Here is a 20,583-nt window from a genome sequence, read left to right as displayed (position 1 = left end):
CAGCAATGGCGAGCTCCAAGAGAACTACCGGTGATGGTGTACTCCGTTCCGAAGTCGGAAACCACCAGCATGTCGATCGAAACGATAGCGTTACCAAAATCCGCTTGTTGATCGTTGAGGACCATACCGTCGTTCGCGACGGATTGATCGCGATCCTTGAACAGGAGACCGACATGGAGGTTGTCGCTGAAACGGGCAACGGGCGCCAGGCAGTCGAGCTTTGGAAAGAGAAACGACCCGACGTCACTCTGATGGACCTGCGCATGCCAGGCCTGGATGGCGTGGATGCGATCCATGAAATTCGCGCCGTTGATCCCGGCGCACGCATCATCATTTTGACGACGTACGATGGCGACGAGGACATCTATCGCGTCATGCATGCAGGAGCCAAGTCGTATCTGCTGAAAGACGTGGGACGCGAAGAAATGTGCCGATCCATACGCGAAGTGCATGCGGGGAAGACACTTGTTTCCCCCGCGGTTGCGATCAGACTGGCTGAGCGCATGCCGCTGGAAGAGCTGACTCCACGCGAATTGGACGTCCTGCGCCTGTTGGCCCTTGGCAAACCGAACAAGCTCATCGGCGCGGCGCTGGCGATCTCGGAAGTCACGGTCAAGAGCCATATGCAGGCCATTTTCAGAAAGCTCAATGTGCTGAGTCGCACCGAAGCCATCGCCGTGGCAAATCGCCGTGGTCTATTGCGTTCAATGAGTATCTGACTGAAGCGACAGTCCTCAGCGCATCCGTCGGCATGGTGCGGATGGACTTTTAGCGATCCGTCCGCATCCAAGCTCCGTTTTATCCAACGTCATCAGCGGCGCTTGCAAGCGATCTTGGTGGTCTTGCCGGTCATGTGCGACAGCGCGGCCTTATCCTACTTTCGAAGGGCAACCTTGCCCCTCCTATGTGCGATTTTTTCGAAGTCGGGCTTTGGATACGATTGCTGCATGGTTTAAGGAGACTTGGCCGGATGCTCAATTGTCCGTTGACCAGTTTCCACGCCAGAGTTTGGAACTGATTTGTATCCAGCGAGGCGACGCCCGTGCTCACTCGACGCTCAAACGAACGTGGCTACGCTGACTTCGGCTGGCTGCAAAGCCGCCATACGTTCTCCTTCGGACAGTACTTCGATCCAGATCACATGGGTTTCGGCCCGCTGCGTGTCATCAACGAAGATCGTGTTGCGCCTGGCGCGGGTTTTGGCGAACACCCGCACAGGGATATGGAAATTCTTTCCTGGGTGCTCGAAGGCACGCTTGAGCATAAGGACAGCCTCGGTACTGGCGCACAGATCCAGCCGGGTGAGTTACAGCGAATGAGCGCGGGTACCGGCGTGACGCACTCGGAGTTCAACGCTTCGAAAAATGAACCTGTGCACTTCCTGCAAATCTGGATCCTGCCGGAGAAGCTTGGTCTCGCGCCCGGCTACGAGCAACGCCATTTTGCGCTAGCGAAATCGATGAATCGGTGGCACTTGATTGGTTCGGGTAGTCCGCGCAATGGAGCCGTGAAGATTCATCAGGACGTTGATTTATATGCGGCGCGACTAGGCGCTGGGAACGAACTGGAGCACATCCCCATGGGCAGCCGAAACCTTTGGCTGCAAGTTGCTCGTGGCAGCGTGGAAGTTGACGGCGAGGAGCTCAACACCGGGGATGGCGCAGCCTGGACGACCGCCGGAAAAATCAGTGTACGCGCCAGGAGCGATGCGGAAATCCTGTTGTTCGACATGACGGTTTCTGACATGACGAACTGAGTCGATCAGCAAATTTGTGGTGAGGACACCTCAAGAGAGCATGCACTTACAGGGGAATGCCATGACAAACAGCGATCGATCCACCGATGTCAATGAAAGTCGTCGCGCCTTGCTTCGCGGGGCTGCCATCACCGCAGCCGTCGTGGCTTTTCCGATCGTCGGCAGCGCAGCCTCAACACGCCCCTCAGGCATGCCTTCTTCTCCATCCAATCGCGGGAGCCAGAACATGAGCAGCATCAGGACCAAAGACGGTGCTGAGATCTATTACAAAGACTGGGGACATGGCCAGCCCATCGTGTTTAGCCACGGTTGGCCGTTGTCCGCAGACGACTGGGACGCTCAGATGCTGTTCTTCCTGAGTCATGGCTATCGGGTGATCGCGCATGATCGGCGGGGACACGGCCGCTCCACGCAGACGGCCGAAGGCAACGACATGGATCACTACGCGGCCGATCTCGCGGCGTTGACCGAGGCCCTCGATTTGCGCGACGCCATTCATGTGGGTCATTCGACCGGTGGCGGCGAGGTGGCTCGCTACGTGGCTCGCTATGGCCAACACCGCACGGCGAAAGCCGTACTCATCAGTGCCGTGCCACCCATCATGGTGAAGACACCAAATAACCCGGGCGGACTTCCGATTGAAGTTTTCGATGGCTTTCGTTCGGCGCTCGCGGCCAATCGCGCGCAGTTCTACCTCGACATTCCCACGGGACCGTTCTACGGCTTCAATCGCCCGGGCGCAAAGATCTCCGAAGGGGTTATTCGCAACTGGTGGCGGCAGGGCATGATGGGTGGCGCCAAGCCACAATACGACTGCATCAAGGCATTCTCCGAGACCGACTTTACTGAAGATCTGAAAAAGATCGATCAGCCGACGCTCGTGATGCATGGGGACGACGACCAGATTGTTCCTTGCCAAGACGCAGGGGTTCTGTCAGCGAAGCTTCTGAAGAACGCGACCCTGAAGATCTATCCGGGTTTCCCGCATGGCATGCCGACGACGCATGCCGACGTCATCAATGCGGACCTGCTCGCTTTCGCCAAGGCGTAAGCATTGAACTGAAACGGGAGGGACCGCCTCATGATCACCGGACTAGGCATATTCACGGCCATCCATACGTTACTCAGCATTGTCGCGCTGCTGTCCGGCATGCCGCTGGTCGCCGATCTCCTCCGTGGCTCGCGGTCATCCAGGTGGTTCGGGTTGTTCTGGACGACTGCAGCAGCAACGAGTGTCACGGGATTCTTCTTTCCCTTTCATGGCATGACACCAGCCATTGGTGTGGGCGTTGTCGCCGTGATCATTCTGGCCGTCGTGCTGATGGTCGCGCGAGGAACTCAACGATCACGCCTTGGCTCCTTCATCTTTGCCAGCGGCCTGGTTACCAGTGAATACCTGCTTGTCTTCGTGGCCATCGCTCAGGCGTTCGGGAAGATCCCATTGCTGCATGCCGCTGCGCCGACGTTGAAGGAGCCACCCTTTGCCGTAGCGCAGTTCGTTGCCTTGGCGGCATTCGTGCTGCTGGGAATTCTGGCCACGAAAAAGCTCAAGGTTTCGGTGCTGTAAGCGTCCAGCTTCTATCGAATGGTTTATCGCCGTTCGTTCGAGTGTCCTCAAGTGACTTTCCATCCTTCGTCGTCAACTTCATCCAAGAGAGGAACGGCATCGGGCGCCATAGTCACCTCGATACGTTCGCATCGCAACGCGCTTCGTTTCGTGAAGACAGAGACGATGTGATGACCTTTCCTTCTTCAAGGAGATACGTAATGTCCATCACGGCCAAACCAACACCTGGAAAGCTTCTACTGACACCGAAGGATCATGCGCTGATCATGATCGACTTCCAGTCGCAGATGTCCTTTGCCACACACTCCATCGACGCGATCACTTTGCGCAACAACGCCGGGCTGGTTGCACGTGCCGCGGCAAGTTTTAAAGTGCCGACGATCCTCACCACGGTCGCGGAAAAGAGTTTTTCCGGGCCGATGTTTGCCGAGGTCACGGATCCTTTTCCGGGCCAGGGATTGCTCGATCGCACCTCGATGAATACCTGGGAGGATGCCGCGGTCATCAAGCAGGTGAATGCCATCGGCAAGGAGCGTCTCGTGCTTGCCGGCCTGTGGACGTCGGTCTGCATCGTCGGCCCCACGTTGTCTGCCATCGAGCAGGGATTCGAGGTCTATGTGATCGCCGATGCATGCGGCGACGTCTCTGCCGAAGCCCATGACCGCGCAATGGACCGCATGGTGCAAGCTGGCGCGCGCCCCATGACGGCCGTGCAATACCTGCTGGAGCTGCAGCGCGACTGGGCACGCTCTGAGACCTACGAGAGCACCACCGGTATCGCGAAGCTGTATGGCGGTTCCTACGGCCTTGGCCTGATCTACGCCAAGACGATGTTCCACGCGCAGGGTGGTTGATCATTCGCACCCGACCATCGCCGCAGCACAAACGATTGGATTCCACGCGTCGGAGGTGTTTCATGAGGCCGTATCTGTTGTCACTCGCTGCAGGACTTTTGGTAGGTCTGGTCTATAGCCTGGTCCGTGTTCGCTCTCCGGCACCACCTGTTATTGCCCTGGTGGGTTTGCTGGGAATACTGGCCGGCGAACAGATACCGACACTGATTAAGCAGGTGCTTGGTCGTCAGGTGAGTGCAACGGCATGGGTAACCCAGCAGGTCAAGCCGCATTGCTTCGGGCAGTTGCCGCAGGGCACGCAGCCGCCTGCGGCAATCAAAGATAAGGAGCCAACGTCATGAGCGATGCGAGAACCGAACCGGAATTGCTTTTGTACAACGGGCGGTTTGCTACGCTCGATCCGGACAAGCCCCAAGCAAGCGCCGTCGCCATCGCCAACGGGCGATTCGTGGCTGTCGGCGACGACTCCGGTGTGCTGGCCATGGCGGGCAGCGCGACACGAAAAGTCGATCTTGCTGGTCGTTGTGCGCTACCAGGCTTGATCGACAACCACTTGCACATCATTCGTGGCGGCCTGAATTTCAACATGGAGTTGCGCTGGGACGGCGTGCGCTCGCTTGCTGATGCGATGGACATGCTGCGGCGGCAGGTAGCGATCACACCGCCGCCGCAGTGGGTTCGTGTCGTTGGCGGCTTTACCGAGCATCAGTTTGCGGAGAAGCGCCTTCCAACGATCGCTGAACTCAACGCCGTGGCACCGGATACACCGGTGTTTCTGCTGCACCTCTACGACCGCGCGCTGCTGAACGCTGCTGCACTGCGCGCCGTGGGATATACCAAGGACACACCCGAGCCGCTTGGTGGTCAGATCGAGCGAGACAAGGCAGGCAATCCGACGGGGCTGCTGCTGGCCAAACCCAATGCCGCCATCCTGTATGCGACGTTGGCGAAAGGGCCGAAACTACCCTTCGATTACCAGCTCAATTCCACGCGTCATTTCATGCGCGAGCTCAATCGGCTCGGTGTCACCGGTGCCATCGATGCCGGCGGCGGCTTCCAGAACTATCCCGAAGATTACGCCGTGATCCAAAAGCTGTCCGATGATGGCCAGCTGACGATCCGGCTGGCCTACAACCTGTTCACACAGAAGCCGAAAGCGGAAAAGGAGGACTTTCTCAACTGGACGAAGACCTCCAAGTACAAGCAGGGTGACGACTACTTCCGGCACAACGGCGCCGGTGAAATGCTGGTGTTCTCGGCGGCGGACTTCGAAGACTTCCGGCAGCCGCGTCCCGATATGCCCGAGGCCATGGAAGGGGAGCTCGAAGGCGTCGTGCGCCTGCTGGCCGAGAATCGCTGGCCATGGCGCATGCATGCGACGTACGACGAAACGATCAGCCGTGCTCTGGATGTGTTCGAGCGCATCAATCGCGATATCCCGTTGCAGGGGCTCAACTGGTTCTTCGACCACGCCGAAACGATTTCGGAGAAATCGATCGATCGCATTGCGGCGCTCGGCGGCGGCATCGCCGTGCAGCACCGCATGGCCTATCAGGGCGAGTACTTCGTTGAACGCTATGGCGCGGCGGTAGCCGCCGCCACACCACCTGTCGCCAAGATGTTGGAAAAGGGCATCAAGGTGTCGGCTGGTACTGATGCCACACGCGTCGCGTCGTACAACCCCTGGGTCTCGCTCGCCTGGCTGACCACCGGCATGACCGTGGGCGGCCTTCGCCTCTATCCACAGCGCAACTGTCTGGATCGCGAAACCGCGTTACGGATGTGGAGCCAGTACGTGACTTGGTTCTGCAACGAAGAGGGCAAGAAAGGGCAGATCAAGGTCGGACAGCTCGCGGACCTCATCGTGCCCAGCGGCGATTACTTCGCCTGCGCCGACAACGCGATCGCGGACATGACCTCGGATCTGACGATCGTCGGCGGCAAGGTTGTCTACGCCGCTGGCAACTTCGCGTATCTGGACGAGAATCCATTACCGCCGGCGATGCCGGACTGGTCGCCTGTTCGCGTGTACGGTGGCTACGCGGCCTGGGAGGATGCCAAGTCCATGGCGGCACGGCAAAACCACGCGAATGCCTGCAGCTGTGCCTGTGCCTGCTCGGTCCACGGTCACGACCACATCAGCGCGTGGTCAGCCAAGCTCCCTATAGCGGAGTCCGACCTGAAGTCGTTCTGGGGTGCGCTCGGGTGCGCGTGCTGGGCGGTATGAGCATGAATACGTCGCGATACAGCGGCGATACACCGGCTATCATCGCCGCCATTCTCGGTACTCCGGCAACCATGTGGCTTGCGCGCATCGGCCTGACCCTGCCGTACTGGTGGAGCGGCATCGACAAGCTTCTGCACCCGCAGGCAGCCTTGGCCGAGATGCATGCGACCGGCTTACCTGCATCGTGGTTGCTCTATGCACTCATCCTGATTGTTCAACTGGGTGGGTCACTGACGATCATTTGCAATCGCTACGCATGGCTGGGAGCGGGTGCTTTGGCGGTATTTACGGCCTTGGCAACCTATCTGGCGCATGCTTTCTGGAAACTGGATGGCGCGGCGCGCTTTGCCGAGATGAACGTTTTCATGGAGCACATCGCCCTGATCGCCGGCATGGCGTTCGCGGCGCTGTACAGCTATGCCACCAAGAGGCGTGACGCCTAGGTTCTATCTAACCCATCGGAAGAGGCGCTTTATGCACATCAACTCATTCACCAACGTGGTTCGCGCGACGATCACCGTTGCCGTCATCGCACTTTTGTCGACGGCGCCTCTTTCGGTAAGTCTGGCGAAGGAGGCTGCGAGCAACGCCCCGGGCGTCGCCGTCGGCCCGCAATATGACACCACCCATGTCTATATCGCCCCGGGCGATTTCGATACCTTCGTCAACAGTTTCACCGGCACGTTTGGTGGCAAGCCCTCTCCACGCGGCACCTTCAATGTGTTGCCGGTGCCCAGCAGTACCGAAGGGCAGTATGTCTGGACACCGGTGGGCACACTGTCGACGTTCGCCTTCCTGACGCCGATTCCATACCCGTTCGGCCAGGAGCGTACTGGTTACCTGGTGACCGATATGGATCAGGCGCTCAAGCTAGCACGTGTGGCCGGTGCCGAAGTAATCGTCGACAAGTTCAAGGACCCGATCGGTTTCGATGCAGTGATCCAGTGGCCCGGTGGCGTCAAGATGCAGCTTTATTGGCACTTCAAGGCGCCATCCTACGGCGTGCTGGAGACGGTTCCGGACAACCGGATCTATGTATCGCGCGATGCCGCCGACACGTTCGTACGCGACTGGCTGCGATTCTCGCAGGGCAAGGTGGTTGCCGACGACCGTAAGGCCGATGCGGGCGAGATCGGCAAACCTGGCGAGACCTATCGCCGCATCCGTATCGAATCCGGCTTCGGCAAGATGCAGGTCAATGTGACGGACGGGCATCTGCCGTATCCGTTCGGTCATGAGATCAGCGGCTATGAGGTCAAGGATCTCGATGCGACGCTGGCCAAGGCCACATCCAATGGAGCGAAGGTGCTGGTGCCGCGCTACGACGCCAGTGACCGCAGTTCGGCCATCGTGCAGTTTCCGGGCGGATACATCGTGGAAGTGCACGCAACGAAAGCGCATTAATTGATTCTTTGTGGCGGCGCGCCTCGACGAGATCATTCGATGCGCGCCCAGCCTATCTGCTGCTTGCTCAAGGCGAAGGCGTCAGAACCCGCCACCCATCATGAACATCTAGGCGCTTGGAAACCATGCCATGAAACGACTTGCAGCAGCATTACTTTTGATTCTTGGGGCCATGTCCGCGACCGCCGCAGACGCTCCGGTCACGCATGCCGATGTCGATCGCTGGGCACAGGCATGGAACAGCCACGACATCAACCAGGTCATGACACTGTTCGCACCTAACGTCCAGATCGATCAGCCGGAGAATCCCAAGCCGCTCGATCTCGCCGGCACACGTGCTTTCTTTGGCATGATCTTCCGTGCGTACCCCAACTTTCATGTCGAGGTGAAGCAAGCTGTCGTCGAGGGCCTGACCGCCGTCTCGGTCGAGCGTGTAACAGGTACCTGGTCGGGGCCCTTTGTCGATCCGGCAACGGGGAAATCCACGCCGGGCAATGGTCGAGTCTTTGATCATCCCGGTGTAATGCTGATCCAGTACGCGCCGAACCACACGATCACGCATGTATCCATCTATTGGGACCAGCTGACGGTGGATCATCAGCTCGGCATCACACCGAAGTAGGTGGCTTGCCCATGCCGACCGCTCGTATGCTGCTGTTGGCGTGGGCTTGCTTCGCGAGCTTAAGTCACACCGCGCTAGCCGAAGATCAGACTGCGACATCAGATCCCACCAATTTGCAGCGCCCCACGATCGATTTCTACCGATGGCAGGAGGATTGGTCGGTACTCGCAGATCCCGGGCTCCGAACCGAGCCCGGCGACGCGTTCAAGTACATATCGCTGTCGAAAACCAATCCCAAGAGCTATCTGTCGTTTGGCTTGACCCTTCGTGAGCGTTTTGTCAGCGTGGATCCGGCGTTATTCGGTGTGGAAGGCGGTCGCCGCCAAAGCTATCTGTTGCACCGCCTGGAGTTTCACTTGGACGCCCATCTCACGGACAACACACGTATCTTCGTGCAGCTGGAGAATGCGCTTGCTCCAGGTCTGGCGAAACCTTCGCCCGTGGACGCGAACAAACTCGACTTGCGGCTTTTCTTCCTGGACACCCAGGCCAACGTCGATGGTGGCTTGTTCAAGTTGAGGGTCGGGCGGCAGGAGATCGCGTTCGATCTGCAGCGCTTCGTCTCGGTGCGCGATGGCCCCAACGTGCGCCAGGCCTACGATGCGATCTGGGCCGACTACGAGCGTGGTGGATGGCGTATCACCGGTTTCGCAAGCCAGCCGGTGCAATACCGGAACGAATCGGACTTCGACGATTACAGCAATCGGCATCTGACCTTCAGTGGTGTACGTGCCCAGCGGCGCATGACGGCTACCAGTGAGCTCAGTATCAGCCTCTCGGAATTCCGGCAGGACGACGTGCACTTCCTGGCGGCCTCCGGCAACGAGGTACGTCAAAGCATCGACGTGCATTACAACGGCCGTGCGGATAATTTCGATTGGGATGTCGAAGGCATGAAGCAGGGCGGCAGCATTGGCGCGAAGAATGTCGATGCCTGGGCTTTCGGATCATTGACTGGCTTTACCTTCACCGGGGCGAGCTGGAGCCCGCGCATTGACCTCCAGCTGGATGCGGCCTCAGGCGATCACAATCTGTCCGGCAACACGGTGGGGACGTTCAACCCGCTGTTTCCGAACGGCTACTACGTCACCTTATCCGGCTACACCGGCTATACCAACTTCATCCATTTCAAGCCATCGTTGACGCTGACACCGATGCAGGACGTAAAGCTGGTGGCAGCTGTCGGCGAACTGTGGCGGCAGACCACGCACGATGCGATCTATGCGCAGCCGGACATACCCGTTCCAGGCACGGCGGGAGAGCCGGGGCGTCGCAGCAGCACTTACGGGCAGCTGGAGTTGAACTGGAATGCGACCCGCAGTCTTGCTTTTGGCATGGAGTTCGATCGCTACTTCGTGGCACCGGCCTTGCGGCGCGCAGGTGGTCATGACTCGGACTATTTTGGCGCCGAAGTGCGCTGGGGCTGGTAACGCATGCGAATGTCTGTAAATGCAACGGGCTGGATTGCCATTGAGGCTCAGGTGTCCTTATGAAAAGACCCACGCTCCCCACACTGCTGAGCTTCAACGCCGGCTATGTCGATACCGCCGGTTTCCTGGCTTTGCATGGGCTCTTTACCGCGCATGTAACGGGCAATTTCGTCACTCTCGGTGCATCGCTGGTGACCGGTACCACAGGCGCCATAGCGAAGTTGCTGGCCCTGCCAACCTTTTGTGCAGTCGTGGTTTTGGTAAGGCTCTTGCGCTACGCGCTGATTCGCCGCAAGCGTCACGTGCTACGCACGATGTTCATGTTGAAGCTGCTGCTTCTGATCGCAGGCACGGCATTGGCGTTCTATTTCGGCCCGTTCGCCAATGGCGACAGCGTTCCAGCCATCGTGACCGGCTTGACCTTCGTCTCCGCCATGGCGATTCAAAACGCGGTCCAGCGCGTACATCTCTCCCACGCGCCGCCGACGACCTTGATGACCGGCACAACGACGCAGGTGATGCTCGATCTCGCCGACAAATGGCATGGCGTGTCGGGTACTCAGAAAGATGCCATCGATGCGCGCATTACGCGCATGGTGACGAATGTATGTGCCTTCGCCCTGGGCTGCGGAGGTGGAGCCATGCTTTTTGACCTGTTCAGCGTCAAATGCTTTGTCGTACTACCTGTCATTGCCTTGCTGACTTACAGCCATGAGGAAGCCTACGCCACCACGTAAGTCAAATGTTTCCAATAATGATTCATTGCCGAAAGAGGTGGTTATGAAAGCTCAGTTCAGGGCGAGCGTGGTGTCCGCCGGGACAAACTACGCTCACCGGATTCATGCCGGTCATTTCGATCTGACTACGGACGAACCGGCAGCATTGGGAGGGCAGGGAGCGGGACCTGCGCCTTACGATTATTACCTTGCGTCACTGGCCTCTTGTACGGCGATCACCCTGCGCATGTACGCCGAGAAAAAGGGATGGAACCTGGGCGAATTCCGCGCCGATTTGAGCATGGAGCGTGATGAAGACGGCAAGGTACGCATACATCGCGTGCTGCATTCCGATCAGCCACTCAGTGACGAGCAGTGGCAGCGGCTGCTGGAAATCGTCGCCAACACGCCGGTAACCAAGACGATGCGCGACGGCGCCGACATATCCAGTGAACGTGGTGCCTGATGCGGCCCGATTCCTGGATGTATTTCCCTACCAAGTTTGGAGGAGTTCGACATGGCAAACACTGCGACTCTACTGACGCCCAAGGACTGCGCACTGCTGTTGATTGACCAACAAGCGGGGCTTGCCTTCGGCGTTGGCTCGATCGACCGTCAGACACTGCTCGGCAATACCATTGCACTGGCCCGAACAGCCGTGGTGTTTGGCCTTCCCATCGTCGCGTCCACCTCGGCCAGCAAGGTGTATAGCGGCCCACTGATGCCGGCCATCCAGGAGGCCCTTCCCGATGTGAAGGCCATCGAACGCCGTAACATGAATGTCTGGGAAGACAATGCCGCCAAGGATGCGGTCGTCGGCACGGGACGCAAGCGCCTGCTCATCTCCGGCCTGCTCAGCGAGGCCTGTGTCTCGTTCTGTGCATTGTCGGCCTTGGCCGATGATTACGACGTATGGGTGGTTGCCGATACCTGCGGTGGCTTGACAGCGACGAGCCACGAACTGGCGCTGCGTCGCATGGAGACGGCCGGCGTCAAACTGACCTCCTGGATTCAGGTGCTCTTGGAACTCCAGAGAGATTGGACCCGGCACGAGACCTACGATGGGGCGCGTGCGATCGTCGAATCGCATGGCGGAGGCTATGGCATCGGTCTTTCCTATGCCAGAGACATGATCCGGCCAAGCTAGAGTTCGTGGTAGTGCATATATAGCCCGCCTCGCGTCACATCGCGACGTGGGTGCTATCAACGCGTTAAGTCGATCTTGGCGGGGTTTTGATTCCGGAAATCTCAGGCTTCTGAAGGGGTCATCCGCGCGCCCTCAGTTTGCGGCATTCGAAGGTACGTCCAGGCGTTCGACGGCTTCGCGGGCAAGGGGCAGCAGGCCATCACCGCCCGCCGCTATGTGCGCCTTGAGCTGGCGGCGCATCACTGGATCCCAGAACCTGGTCAGGTGATTGCGGATGCCCTCGACGGCCACGGCGTGGTCTGGCTCGGCGGAGAAGTAATTCGTAATGTCGTTGGCCATGGTGATTAGTCGCTCGATGTTCATCGCGGCTCCCGAGGGTGTGCGGGTATGAGTCGATCTGGATGGGTGTAGATGTTGTGACTACCGGGGCGGGTGAAGCCGATCAAGGTGATGCCAGCACTACGCGCCAGTTCGATCGCCAGGGCGGTTGGTGCGGATATCGCTGCGAGTACGGTGATGCCGGCACTCGCCGACTTGGTCACCATTTCGTAGCTGGCGCGGCTGGTGATCAGGGCCATGCCCGCGTTGGGATCGATGTCCGCACGGCGCATGGCGCCGATCAGTTTGTCCAGTGCGTTGTGGCGACCGACGTCTTCGCGAACCAGCAGGATGTCACCGTTGCTGTCGGCCCAGGCAGCGGCGTGCACCGCGCCAGTAGCGGCGTTCATTGGCTGGCGCGTCTGCAATTGGGCCAGCGCGCGTTCGAGCGCATCGCGGGTGAGTGTGCCGCCGGCGCCTACCGGTGGGTTTTGCCGGATCGCCTGTTCCAGGTCACGGGTGCCACAGATGCCGCAGCCGCTTCGCCCGGATAGCAGACGTTCGTGAGCGCGGTCCAGGTGTGCGGCGTGCGCTTCGGGTGCAACCTGCATCGCGACTTTGATTCCTTCCAGCAGCGTATGCACCTGCACATCCAGCAACTGTTCCGGCGCCTGGATCAAACCTTCGCTGAGCGAAAAGCCAAGTGCGAAATCGTGCAGATCATGCGGTGTCGCCATCATTACGGCAAAACTCACGCCGTTGTAGACCATCGCGATCGGCATCTCCTCAGCCACGCAATCGTCCTCATGCGTAGCTTGGCCGTGGCGCCAGCGATCGACGCGGCGGGTAACGAAGCCGACAGTAGCTGGATACTCAATCGTCGTACCGTCGTCAGGGTTGCCCAAGCGTATCCACCGATTGATCGAGCAGTGCCTGCTGTTCGCTGGAGAACGTGCGGAAGCGCTTCTGCCATTCGGATGGCTGCGAAACGCGGGTGACCTGCACAGCGGTGACCTTGTATTCCGGGCAGTTGGTTGCCCAGTCCGAGTTCTCAGTGGTGATCACGTTTGCGCCGGAGCCAGGGAAATGGAAGGTGGTGTAGACCACGCCGGGCTGCATCCGTTCAGAGATCATCGCGCGCAATACGGTGTCACCGGCACGACTGGTAATGCCTACCCAGTCGCTCTCGTTGATGCCGCGCTCTTCCGCGTCGTGCGGATGGATTTCCAGCCGGTCCTCGTCATGCCACATCACGTTGGCGGTGCGCCGGGTCTGCGCGCCGACGTTGTACTGGCTGAGGATACGTCCGGTGGTGAGGATCAGCGGGTGCTCGGCGTTGACCTTCTCGCTGGTCGGCACGTACTCGGTCAGCATGAAGCGGCCCTTGCCGCGCACAAACTCGCCCACGTGCATCACCGGCGTGCCTTCGGGGTGATCATCGTTGCATGGCCACTGGATCGAGCCGAGACGATCGATCTTGTCGAAGCTGACGCCATGGAAGGTCGGTGTCAAGCGCGCGATTTCGTCCATGATCTCGGAGGCGTGGCCGTAGTTCATCGGGTAGCCCATCGCCCGTGCCAGCTCCTGGGTCACCTCCCAGTCGGCATAGCCGGCTTTCGGCACCATCACCTTGCCCACGCGCGAGATGCGGCGCTCGGCATTGGTGAAGGTACCGTCCTTCTCAAGGAACGAACTGCCGGGCAGGAAGACGTGTGCGTACTTGGCCGTCTCGTTGAGGAATAGGTCCTGCACCACAATGCATTCCATCGCGCTGAGTGCTGCGGTGACGTGCTGGGTATCGGGATCTGACTGGGCGATGTCTTCGCCTTCGATATACAGGCCCTTGAAGCTGCCATCCAGCGCGGCCTCGAACATGTTGGGAATGCGCAGGCCAGGTTCGTCCAGCAGCGGCACGCCCCAGGCTTTCTCGAACAACTCGCGCGTGGCCACATCGCTGACGTGGCGATAGCCGGGGAACTCATGTGGAAAGGAGCCCATGTCGCAGGAGCCCTGCACGTTGTTCTGGCCGCGTAGCGGATTGACGCCGACGCCTTCGCGACCGATGTTACCGGTCGCCATGGCGAGGTTGGCGATAGCCATCACCGCGGTGGACCCCTGCGCATGTTCGGTGACACCCAGGCCGTAGTAGATCGCGCCATTGCCACCAGTGGCGTACAGTCGCACCGCGCCACGGACCGCTTCGGCCGGTACGCCGGTCTGCGCTGCCATCGCTTCGGGACTGTATTTTTCCTGGGCAACAAATGTGCGCCACTTGGCGAACGCTTCCGGTTCGCAGCGCTGCGCCACAAACGCTTCGTCGACCAGGCCTTCGGTAACGATGACATGGGCAAGCGTGTTCAACATCGCGACATTGGTGCCGGGTTTGAGTTTGAGGTGATAGTCCGCCTTGATGTGCGGCGTGCGCACCAAGTCGATACGGCGTGGATCGATCACGATCAGTCTGGCGCCCGCGCGCAGGCGCCGTTTCATCTGTGAGCCGAACACCGGGTGAGCGTCGGTGGTGTTGGCGCCGATCACCAGCACCACGTCGGTCTGTTCGATCGAATCGAAATCCTGCGTGCCGGCAGATTCGCCCATCGTGGCTTTGAGGCCGTAGCCGGTCGGCGAGTGGCAGACGCGAGCGCAGGTATCGACGTTGTTGTTGCCGAAGCCGGCACGCACCAGCTTTTGTACCAGGTAGGTTTCCTCATTGGTACAGCGCGAGGAGGTGATGCCGCCGATCGCATGCTTGCCATAAGTGGCCTGCAGGCGCTTGAACTCGCTCGCTACATGGGCGAACGCAACTTCCCAGCTGACGATCTGCCATGGATCGGAGATCTTCGTGCGGATCATCGGCGTGTTGATGCGGTCCGGATGCGAGGCGTAGCCGATCGCGAAGCGGCCCTTCACGCAGGAATGTCCGTGGTTCGCGTGGCCGTCCTTGTTGGGCACCATGCGCACGATTTCTTCACCCTTCATCTCGGCACGGAAGCTGCAGCCAACGCCACAGTATGCGCAGGTAGTAATCACGCTGTGCTCGGCCTGACCCTTGTCGATCAGTGATTTCTCCGACAGCGTGGCCGTGGGGCAGGCCTGCACGCAGGCGCCGCAGGAGACGCATTCGGAATCGAGGAAACGGTTGTCCTGGCTGGCGGCCACCTTGGAATCGAAGCCGCGGCCCTGGATGGTCAGCGCGAACGTGCCCTGTACTTCATCGCAGGCACGCACACAGCGCGAGCAGGCGATGCACTTGGAGGGATCGAACGTGAAGTAGGGATTGGATTCGTCCTTGGCGACGAACAACGGATTCGCTTCGCCCTGTTTCGTTTGCGCATGGACATGGTTGGCGCCGTCGTAGCCGTAGCGCACTTCGCGCAGGCCGACCACACCGGCCATGTCCTGCAGCTCGCAGTGGCCGTTCGCGGGGCAGGTGAGGCAGTCCAGCGGATGATCGGAGATGTACAGCTCCATCACACCGCGGCGGATCTCGGCCAGCTTCGGCGTCTGCGTACTCACCTTCATGCCGGCAGTGACCGGTGTGGTGCATGAAGCCGGATAACCCTTGCGTCCCTCGATCTCGACCAGGCACAGCCGGCATGAACCAAACGCTTCGAGCATGTCGGTTGCGCACAGCTTGGGGATGCTGATGCCGGCTTGAGCGGCGGCGCGCATCACCGACGTGCCTTCGGGCACGTTCAATGTTCTGCCGTCGATCTGCAGCTCGACCGTCTTTTCGGACGTAGCCCTGGGTGTGCCGTAATCGATATCGACGATGGACAACATGATGCATGTCTCTCCTCGGAAGCTGTCTTCAGGTCGCGGCTTTCTCGGCAGCGCCTGAAAAATCTTCGTGAAAATGATCCAGTGCGCTGAGCACCGGGAACGGTGCCATGCCGCCGAGCGCGCATAGCGAACCGCACAGCATGGTCTGGCACAGGTCGCGCAGCAGAACCTCGTTGCGTTCGCGCTCGGCCGCATCGCCAGCAACCATGCGATCGATCACCTCGACTCCACGCACCGAACCGATACGGCACGGCGTGCATTTGCCGCAGGATTCGATCGCGCAGAATTCCATCGCATAGCGCGCCTGTGCCGCCATGTCGACGCTGTCGTCGAACACCACGATGCCGCCATGGCCGAGCATGCCGCCGATCGCGATGAACGCCTCATAGTCGATCGGTGTATCCAGTTGCGATATCGGGATGTATGCGCCGAGCGGCCCTCCCACCTGTATCGCGCGCACAGGTCGACCACTCGCGGTGCCGTCGGCGTAACCCTCGATCAGCTCGCGCAACGTGACGCCGAAAGCGCGCTCGACCAGGCCTGGCCGCTTGAGGTTGCCGGCCAGCTGGATCGGCAGCGTGCCGCGCGACTTGCCCATGCCGAAGTCCCGGTAAAACGCGGCGCCCTTGTCCAGCACGATCGGCACGCTGGCGAGCGTCACCACGTTGTTGATCACCGTGGGTTTGCCGAACAGGCCCTGGATCGCGGGAAGTGGTGGCTTGAAGCGAACCTGCCCGCGCTTGCCTTCGAGACTTTCCAGCAGCGACGTCTCTTCGCCGCAGATATAGGCGCCGGCCGCCATGCGCACTTCCAGATGAAATGCCTTGCCGCTGCCGCGGACATCGTCGCCGAGATAGCCTTCGGTTTCCGCTGCTGCGATCGCCGCCTCCAGTGAGCGCTGCGCATGCGGATATTCCACACGCAGATAGATGTAGCCGTGCGTCGCGCCGACGGCCAGGCCGGCGATGGTCATGCCTTCGATGAGGACGAACGGGTCGCCTTCCATGATCATGCGATCGGCATAGGTTCCCGAATCGCCCTCGTCGGCATTGCAGACGATGTACTTCTGATCGGCGTTGGCGTCGAGACAGGTCTTCCACTTGATGCCTGCAGGAAACGCGGCGCCACCGCGACCACGCAGGCCGGCATCAGTCACGACGTTGACGATGTCGGCACTGCTCATGCGCAGCGCGGCTTCCAATCCTCGGTAGCCGTCGTGCGCACGATAGTCGTCCAGACTGCGCGGATCGACGATGCCGGTACGGGCGAAGGTCAGCCGCTGCTGACTCTTCAGATAGGCGATGTCCTCCGTTGGCCCGAGACCCAGCGCATGCTTGCCTGCGTGCAGGAAATCTGCCTCGAACAGGGCAGAAACGTCCTCGAGCTGGACCGGTCCGTAGGCGTAGCGACCCGCTGGGGTCTCCACTTCCACCATCGGCTCCAGCCAGTACAGGCCGCGCGACCCGTTGCGCACGATATGCACATCGGCGCCACACTGTTTAGCCTCGGCGCTGATCGCTTCGGCGACAGCTTCGGCACCCAGTGATAGTGCGCTTGCATCGCGCGGCACATAAACCGTGATGCTCATCCTTTCTCCGCGGCCAGCCATGCATCGAAACGTTCGGGCGTCAGCCGGCCTTTCAATTCATCGTCGACCATGATCGCCGGCGAACACGCGCAGTTGCCCAGGCAATAGACCGGTTCGAGCGAGTACGCGCCATCGGTGGTGGTCTGGTGAAAGTCTACGCCGAGGCGCTGCTTGATGTGTTTTTCCAGTGTGACGGCGCCCATCGCCTGGCACGATTCCGCGCGGCAGACATAGATCACCCGCCGTCCCGGCGCCTTGCTGCGAAAGAAGTGATAGAAGCTGATGACACCATGGACATCGGCACGTGAAAGATTCAACTCGCGCGCAATCAGCGGCACCGAGATTTCCGGCACGTAACCGAGCGCTTGCTGAATGCCGTGCAATACCGGCAGCAGTGCGCCCGGCAGGTCCTTGAGCCGAGTCGTGACGTCCAGCACCGCTGCGCGGACATCCTCGGGGATGTCCGGCAGCAAGGTGATATTCGGAGCGCGTTTCACTCGTGTCACCTTCAGAACAAGGCAGCGGCTTTCGCCAACGCAATATATAGACCAATCAGGAACGGGACGCCAACCGCCAGCCAGGCGAGCACACCCACCGCGCCAAAGCTTCCGCGGGCCGCCGTTTCGGCGGTGATGGTCACGCGATCCTCGTGCTGCAGCGAGCGTTCGCGGGCAAGCTCCTCGTCACTCATGAACACCGATGCTTTCACCGGCTTCACGAGCAAGTTGCAGATCAGGCCCAGCAGCAGCAGGAACGCCATGATGTAGAGCGTGCGGTCGTACACCAGGGTTTTGGCGACGCCTGCATCGATCTGCGTCTGGCGGATGGCGGCGATCAGAAACGGGCCGATCACGCCGGCCGCCGACCATGCCGTCAACAAACGGCCATGGATGGCGCCGACCATTTGTGTACCGAAAAGATCCGCCAGGTAAGCAGGGATGGTCGCAAAGCCGCCGCCATACATGCTCAGGATGACGCAGACGGTAGCCACGAACAGCCCGGCCAGCGCCAGATGTCCCCAGGTCGGCAACAGGCAGTACGAGACAATGCCGAGCGCGAAGAACGTGTAATAGGTGTTCTTGCGGCCAATCTTGTCCGATAGCGACGCCCAGAAGATGCGCCCGAGGCTGTTGAACAGGCTGATCAAGCCGACCAGACCCGCTGCTGCCGCGACCACGGCAGCCTTCTGTGCAGCGCTGAGTTCGGCGGCGGTGTTCGCCAGTCCGACCAGCTTGCCGCCGAACACGTCCTGGAGCATCGGGCTGGCCATCGAGATCACCGAGATGCCGGCTGTCACATTCAGAAACAGCACGCCCCAGAGCAGCCAGAACTGCGGGGTTTTCCACGCGCGGTTCAGATGCACATGGCGGTGGGTGATCATCGACTTGCCATCATCGGCGATCGGCGCTGTCCAGCCGGCCGGTTTCCAGCCGTTGGGGGCTACGCGGAAACCCAGTGCGCCGCAGGCCATCACGATGAAGTAGATGGCGCCCATCGCCATCAGCGTCGACGCCACGCCTTGTGCGCTGACATCGGAAAAGTGCTTCATCAGCGCCACTGCGAGCGGTGCGCCGATCATCGCGCCGCCGCCATAGCCCATGATGGCAAAGCCGGTCGCCATGCCGCGCCGATCCGGGAACCATTTGATCAGCGAAGATACGGGCGAGATGTAACCCAGGCCCTGGCCGACGCCGCCAAGTACGCCACAGCCCAGAAACACCAGCCACAGCTGGTGCATCGACACACCGATACCGCCGATCACCAGGCCACCACCCCAGCACAGGGCGGCGATGAAGCCGGCCTTGCGTGGGCCGGCATGTTCCAGCCAGCCACCCCACAATGCGGCTGAGATGCCGAGCATCGCAATGAAAGTTTCGAAGATGTGAGTGACCTGCGGTACCGTCCAGTTGCAACTGGTCGTGGTGAGCGCAGCGAAGAAACCCAGGTTCGCGCAAACAGTGGGGTCGGTGTTGCCCAGCAACTTGCTCATCGGCAGCCAGAACACCGAAAAGCCGTAAGCCATGCCGATGCAAAGGTGGATCGCCAGCGCCGCGGGCGGTACCAGCCAGCGGTTGAAACGTGGTCCGGCGATGGTGCGTTCCCTGGAGAAGAATCCGGCTGATCCATCCACCGCATCTGTTCCCAATTCCCGAGCCATACATACCCCCTTATAGTGGCCGGCGCTGCGCCGGATGTCAGGTTTCGATCTTGGTAATGATGACCATGTTTCAATTGCGTGCCAGTCGATCAAAGTCTAATGACAGTTGGATGACGTGCGCCTCGGCGGCGAGAATGCCATGATGCGGCGAACCCTCTGCTTTCCTTTAATGCGGCGCAGCATGGTGCGCTAGGAATCCCGATATGCGCATTCGTTTCCGTTGGTTGTTTGCTCTGGGCATGACGGTCGCGGCACTGTATGCGCACGCTGCTGCAGATCAGCCTGTCGGGCAGCGAGCTGCCGAAAGCCGGCACATTACACTGGCCGCTGCCGCCGATCTGCATTACGCGATGGACCACGTCATCGCCGCCTATCGGCATGATCATCCCACCGATAGCATCGACGCCGTGTACGGATCGTCCGGCCAGCTGCTGACGCAGATCGAGCAGGGCGCGCCGTTCGAGCTGTTCTTTTCGGCCGACAGTGATTACCCGAAACAACTGGTTGCGCATGGCGATGCCGGCGGACAACCGGTGCCCTACGCGGTGGGTCGCATCGTGTTGTGGAGCGCAAGTATCGACATGCACGGTGTGCAGGTAGCCGACTTGCTGCAGTCGCGCTTCGGCCGCATCGCAATCGCCAATCCGCAACACGCTCCTTATGGAAAACGGGCCGAGCAGGCGCTGCGTAGCGCCGGTATCTGGGATCAGTTGCAGTCGAGGCTGGTCTACGGCGAGAACATCGCGCAGACGGCGCAGTTCGCGCAAAGCGGCAACGCCCAGGTCGGCATCATTGCGCAATCGCTGGCGCTGGACCCGGCCATGGCCAAGGGCAGCTATGCGCCAGTGCCGCCCACGGTGTACGAGCCGCTGCAGCAGAGTTTCGTGCTGACCAAACGCGGTGCCGACAATGCGCTGGCGCGGGATTTCGCAGGCTACATGCAGAGTGCGGCGGCTCGCGTCATTCTCGCGCGCTACGGCTTCACCCTGCCAGGTGCCGCGGATCACTGAGTG

Annotated in this window: 21 protein-coding genes; 15 read left to right on the top strand and 6 right to left on the bottom strand. The window is 60.4% G+C overall.

Going from position 1 to position 20,583, the window contains the following annotated elements; all coding sequences use genetic code 11:
- The first annotated feature begins 5 nt into the window (after positions 1–5).
- From GSQ75_RS04325 to GSQ75_RS04260, 14 genes are all read left to right on the top strand, one after another.
- A complete protein-coding gene (locus tag GSQ75_RS04325) occupies positions 6–719 on the top strand; it encodes a response regulator transcription factor (RefSeq protein ID WP_158753267.1) in 714 nt (237 codons plus the stop codon).
- Between the two features lie 323 nt (positions 720–1,042).
- Positions 1,043–1,756 (top strand): pirin family protein, encoded by a 714-nt coding sequence (locus tag GSQ75_RS04320; RefSeq protein ID WP_158753266.1) that lies wholly within the window; start codon positions 1,043–1,045, stop codon positions 1,754–1,756.
- 226 nt (positions 1,757–1,982) lie between these two features.
- Positions 1,983–2,807 (top strand): alpha/beta hydrolase, encoded by an 825-nt coding sequence (locus tag GSQ75_RS04315; protein ID WP_216840638.1) that lies wholly within the window; start codon positions 1,983–1,985, stop codon positions 2,805–2,807.
- 30 nt (positions 2,808–2,837) lie between these two features.
- Positions 2,838–3,323, top strand: a complete 486-nt coding sequence (locus tag GSQ75_RS04310; RefSeq protein WP_158753264.1) for a hypothetical protein — start codon at positions 2,838–2,840, stop codon at positions 3,321–3,323.
- Positions 3,324–3,523: 200 nt separating this feature from the next.
- Positions 3,524–4,177 carry a hydrolase gene (locus GSQ75_RS04305; RefSeq protein ID WP_158753905.1) on the top strand — a complete coding sequence of 218 codons (654 nt, stop codon included), beginning with the start codon at positions 3,524–3,526 and terminating at the stop codon, positions 4,175–4,177.
- Between the two features lie 62 nt (positions 4,178–4,239).
- Entirely contained in the window at positions 4,240–4,518 is a 279-nt protein-coding gene (locus tag GSQ75_RS04300) for a XapX domain-containing protein (RefSeq protein WP_158753263.1), read from the top strand.
- Entirely contained in the window at positions 4,515–6,404 is a 1,890-nt protein-coding gene (locus tag GSQ75_RS04295) for an amidohydrolase (RefSeq protein WP_158753262.1), read from the top strand. Before GSQ75_RS04300 ends, GSQ75_RS04295 begins: the two co-directional genes overlap by 4 nt.
- On the top strand, positions 6,383–6,847 hold the full coding sequence (locus tag GSQ75_RS04290) for a DoxX family protein (RefSeq protein ID WP_216840602.1): 465 nt from the start codon (positions 6,383–6,385) through the stop codon (positions 6,845–6,847). Before GSQ75_RS04295 ends, GSQ75_RS04290 begins: the two co-directional genes overlap by 22 nt.
- A 31-nt stretch (positions 6,848–6,878) precedes the next feature.
- Positions 6,879–7,808, top strand: coding sequence for a glyoxalase (locus GSQ75_RS04285; protein WP_158753261.1), 930 nt, complete (start codon positions 6,879–6,881; stop codon positions 7,806–7,808).
- Between the two features lie 130 nt (positions 7,809–7,938).
- Positions 7,939–8,430, top strand: a complete 492-nt coding sequence (locus GSQ75_RS04280; RefSeq protein ID WP_158753260.1) for an ester cyclase — start codon at positions 7,939–7,941, stop codon at positions 8,428–8,430.
- Positions 8,431–8,441: 11 nt separating this feature from the next.
- Positions 8,442–9,860, top strand: a complete 1,419-nt coding sequence (locus GSQ75_RS04275) for an alginate export family protein (RefSeq protein ID WP_216840601.1) — start codon at positions 8,442–8,444, stop codon at positions 9,858–9,860.
- A gap of 59 nt (positions 9,861–9,919) precedes the next feature.
- The gene (locus GSQ75_RS04270; RefSeq protein WP_158753259.1) at positions 9,920–10,597 is read left to right on the top strand and encodes a YoaK family protein; all 678 of its coding nucleotides are present in this window, start codon (positions 9,920–9,922) and stop codon (positions 10,595–10,597) included.
- A gap of 43 nt (positions 10,598–10,640) precedes the next feature.
- The gene (locus GSQ75_RS04265) at positions 10,641–11,042 is read left to right on the top strand and encodes an OsmC family protein (protein ID WP_158753258.1); all 402 of its coding nucleotides are present in this window, start codon (positions 10,641–10,643) and stop codon (positions 11,040–11,042) included.
- Positions 11,043–11,093: 51 nt separating this feature from the next.
- A complete protein-coding gene (locus tag GSQ75_RS04260; RefSeq protein WP_158753257.1) occupies positions 11,094–11,723 on the top strand; it encodes a hydrolase in 630 nt (209 codons plus the stop codon).
- 132 nt (positions 11,724–11,855) lie between these two features.
- On the opposite strand, the gene GSQ75_RS04255 is transcribed toward GSQ75_RS04260, so the two are convergent.
- The 6 genes from GSQ75_RS04255 to GSQ75_RS04230 are packed head-to-tail and all read right to left on the bottom strand — an operon-like array spanning position 11,856 to position 19,570.
- On the bottom strand, positions 11,856–12,086 hold the full coding sequence (locus GSQ75_RS04255) for a formate dehydrogenase subunit delta (protein ID WP_158753256.1): 231 nt from the start codon (positions 12,084–12,086) through the stop codon (positions 11,856–11,858).
- Positions 12,083–12,946 carry a formate dehydrogenase accessory sulfurtransferase FdhD gene (gene fdhD / locus GSQ75_RS04250; RefSeq protein ID WP_254058431.1) on the bottom strand — a complete coding sequence of 288 codons (864 nt, stop codon included), beginning with the start codon at positions 12,944–12,946 and terminating at the stop codon, positions 12,083–12,085. Before fdhD ends, GSQ75_RS04255 begins: the two co-directional genes overlap by 4 nt.
- Complete coding sequence (gene fdhF / locus GSQ75_RS04245) at positions 12,933–15,824, bottom strand: formate dehydrogenase subunit alpha (RefSeq protein ID WP_158753255.1); 2,892 nt, start codon at positions 15,822–15,824, stop codon at positions 12,933–12,935. The genes fdhD and fdhF overlap by 14 nt, the downstream gene beginning before the upstream one ends.
- 28 nt (positions 15,825–15,852) lie before the next feature.
- On the bottom strand, positions 15,853–17,412 hold the full coding sequence (locus tag GSQ75_RS04240; protein ID WP_158753254.1) for a formate dehydrogenase beta subunit: 1,560 nt from the start codon (positions 17,410–17,412) through the stop codon (positions 15,853–15,855).
- Positions 17,409–17,909, bottom strand: coding sequence for a formate dehydrogenase subunit gamma (locus GSQ75_RS04235; RefSeq protein ID WP_254058430.1), 501 nt, complete (start codon positions 17,907–17,909; stop codon positions 17,409–17,411). The genes GSQ75_RS04240 and GSQ75_RS04235 overlap by 4 nt, the downstream gene beginning before the upstream one ends.
- A gap of 11 nt (positions 17,910–17,920) precedes the next feature.
- Entirely contained in the window at positions 17,921–19,570 is a 1,650-nt protein-coding gene (locus tag GSQ75_RS04230) for an OFA family MFS transporter (protein WP_158753253.1), read from the bottom strand.
- Positions 19,571–19,773: 203 nt separating this feature from the next.
- Here GSQ75_RS04230 and modA point away from each other — a divergent pair, with 203 nt between their 5' ends.
- A complete protein-coding gene (gene modA, locus GSQ75_RS04225; RefSeq protein ID WP_254058429.1) occupies positions 19,774–20,580 on the top strand; it encodes a molybdate ABC transporter substrate-binding protein in 807 nt (268 codons plus the stop codon).
- Positions 20,581–20,583 lie beyond the last annotated feature (3 nt).

The organism is Dyella sp. S184, from assembly GCF_009766065.1.
GTDB lineage: Bacteria > Pseudomonadota > Gammaproteobacteria > Xanthomonadales > Rhodanobacteraceae > Rhodanobacter.
This window is presented reverse-complemented; position numbering and strand designations above follow the sequence as displayed.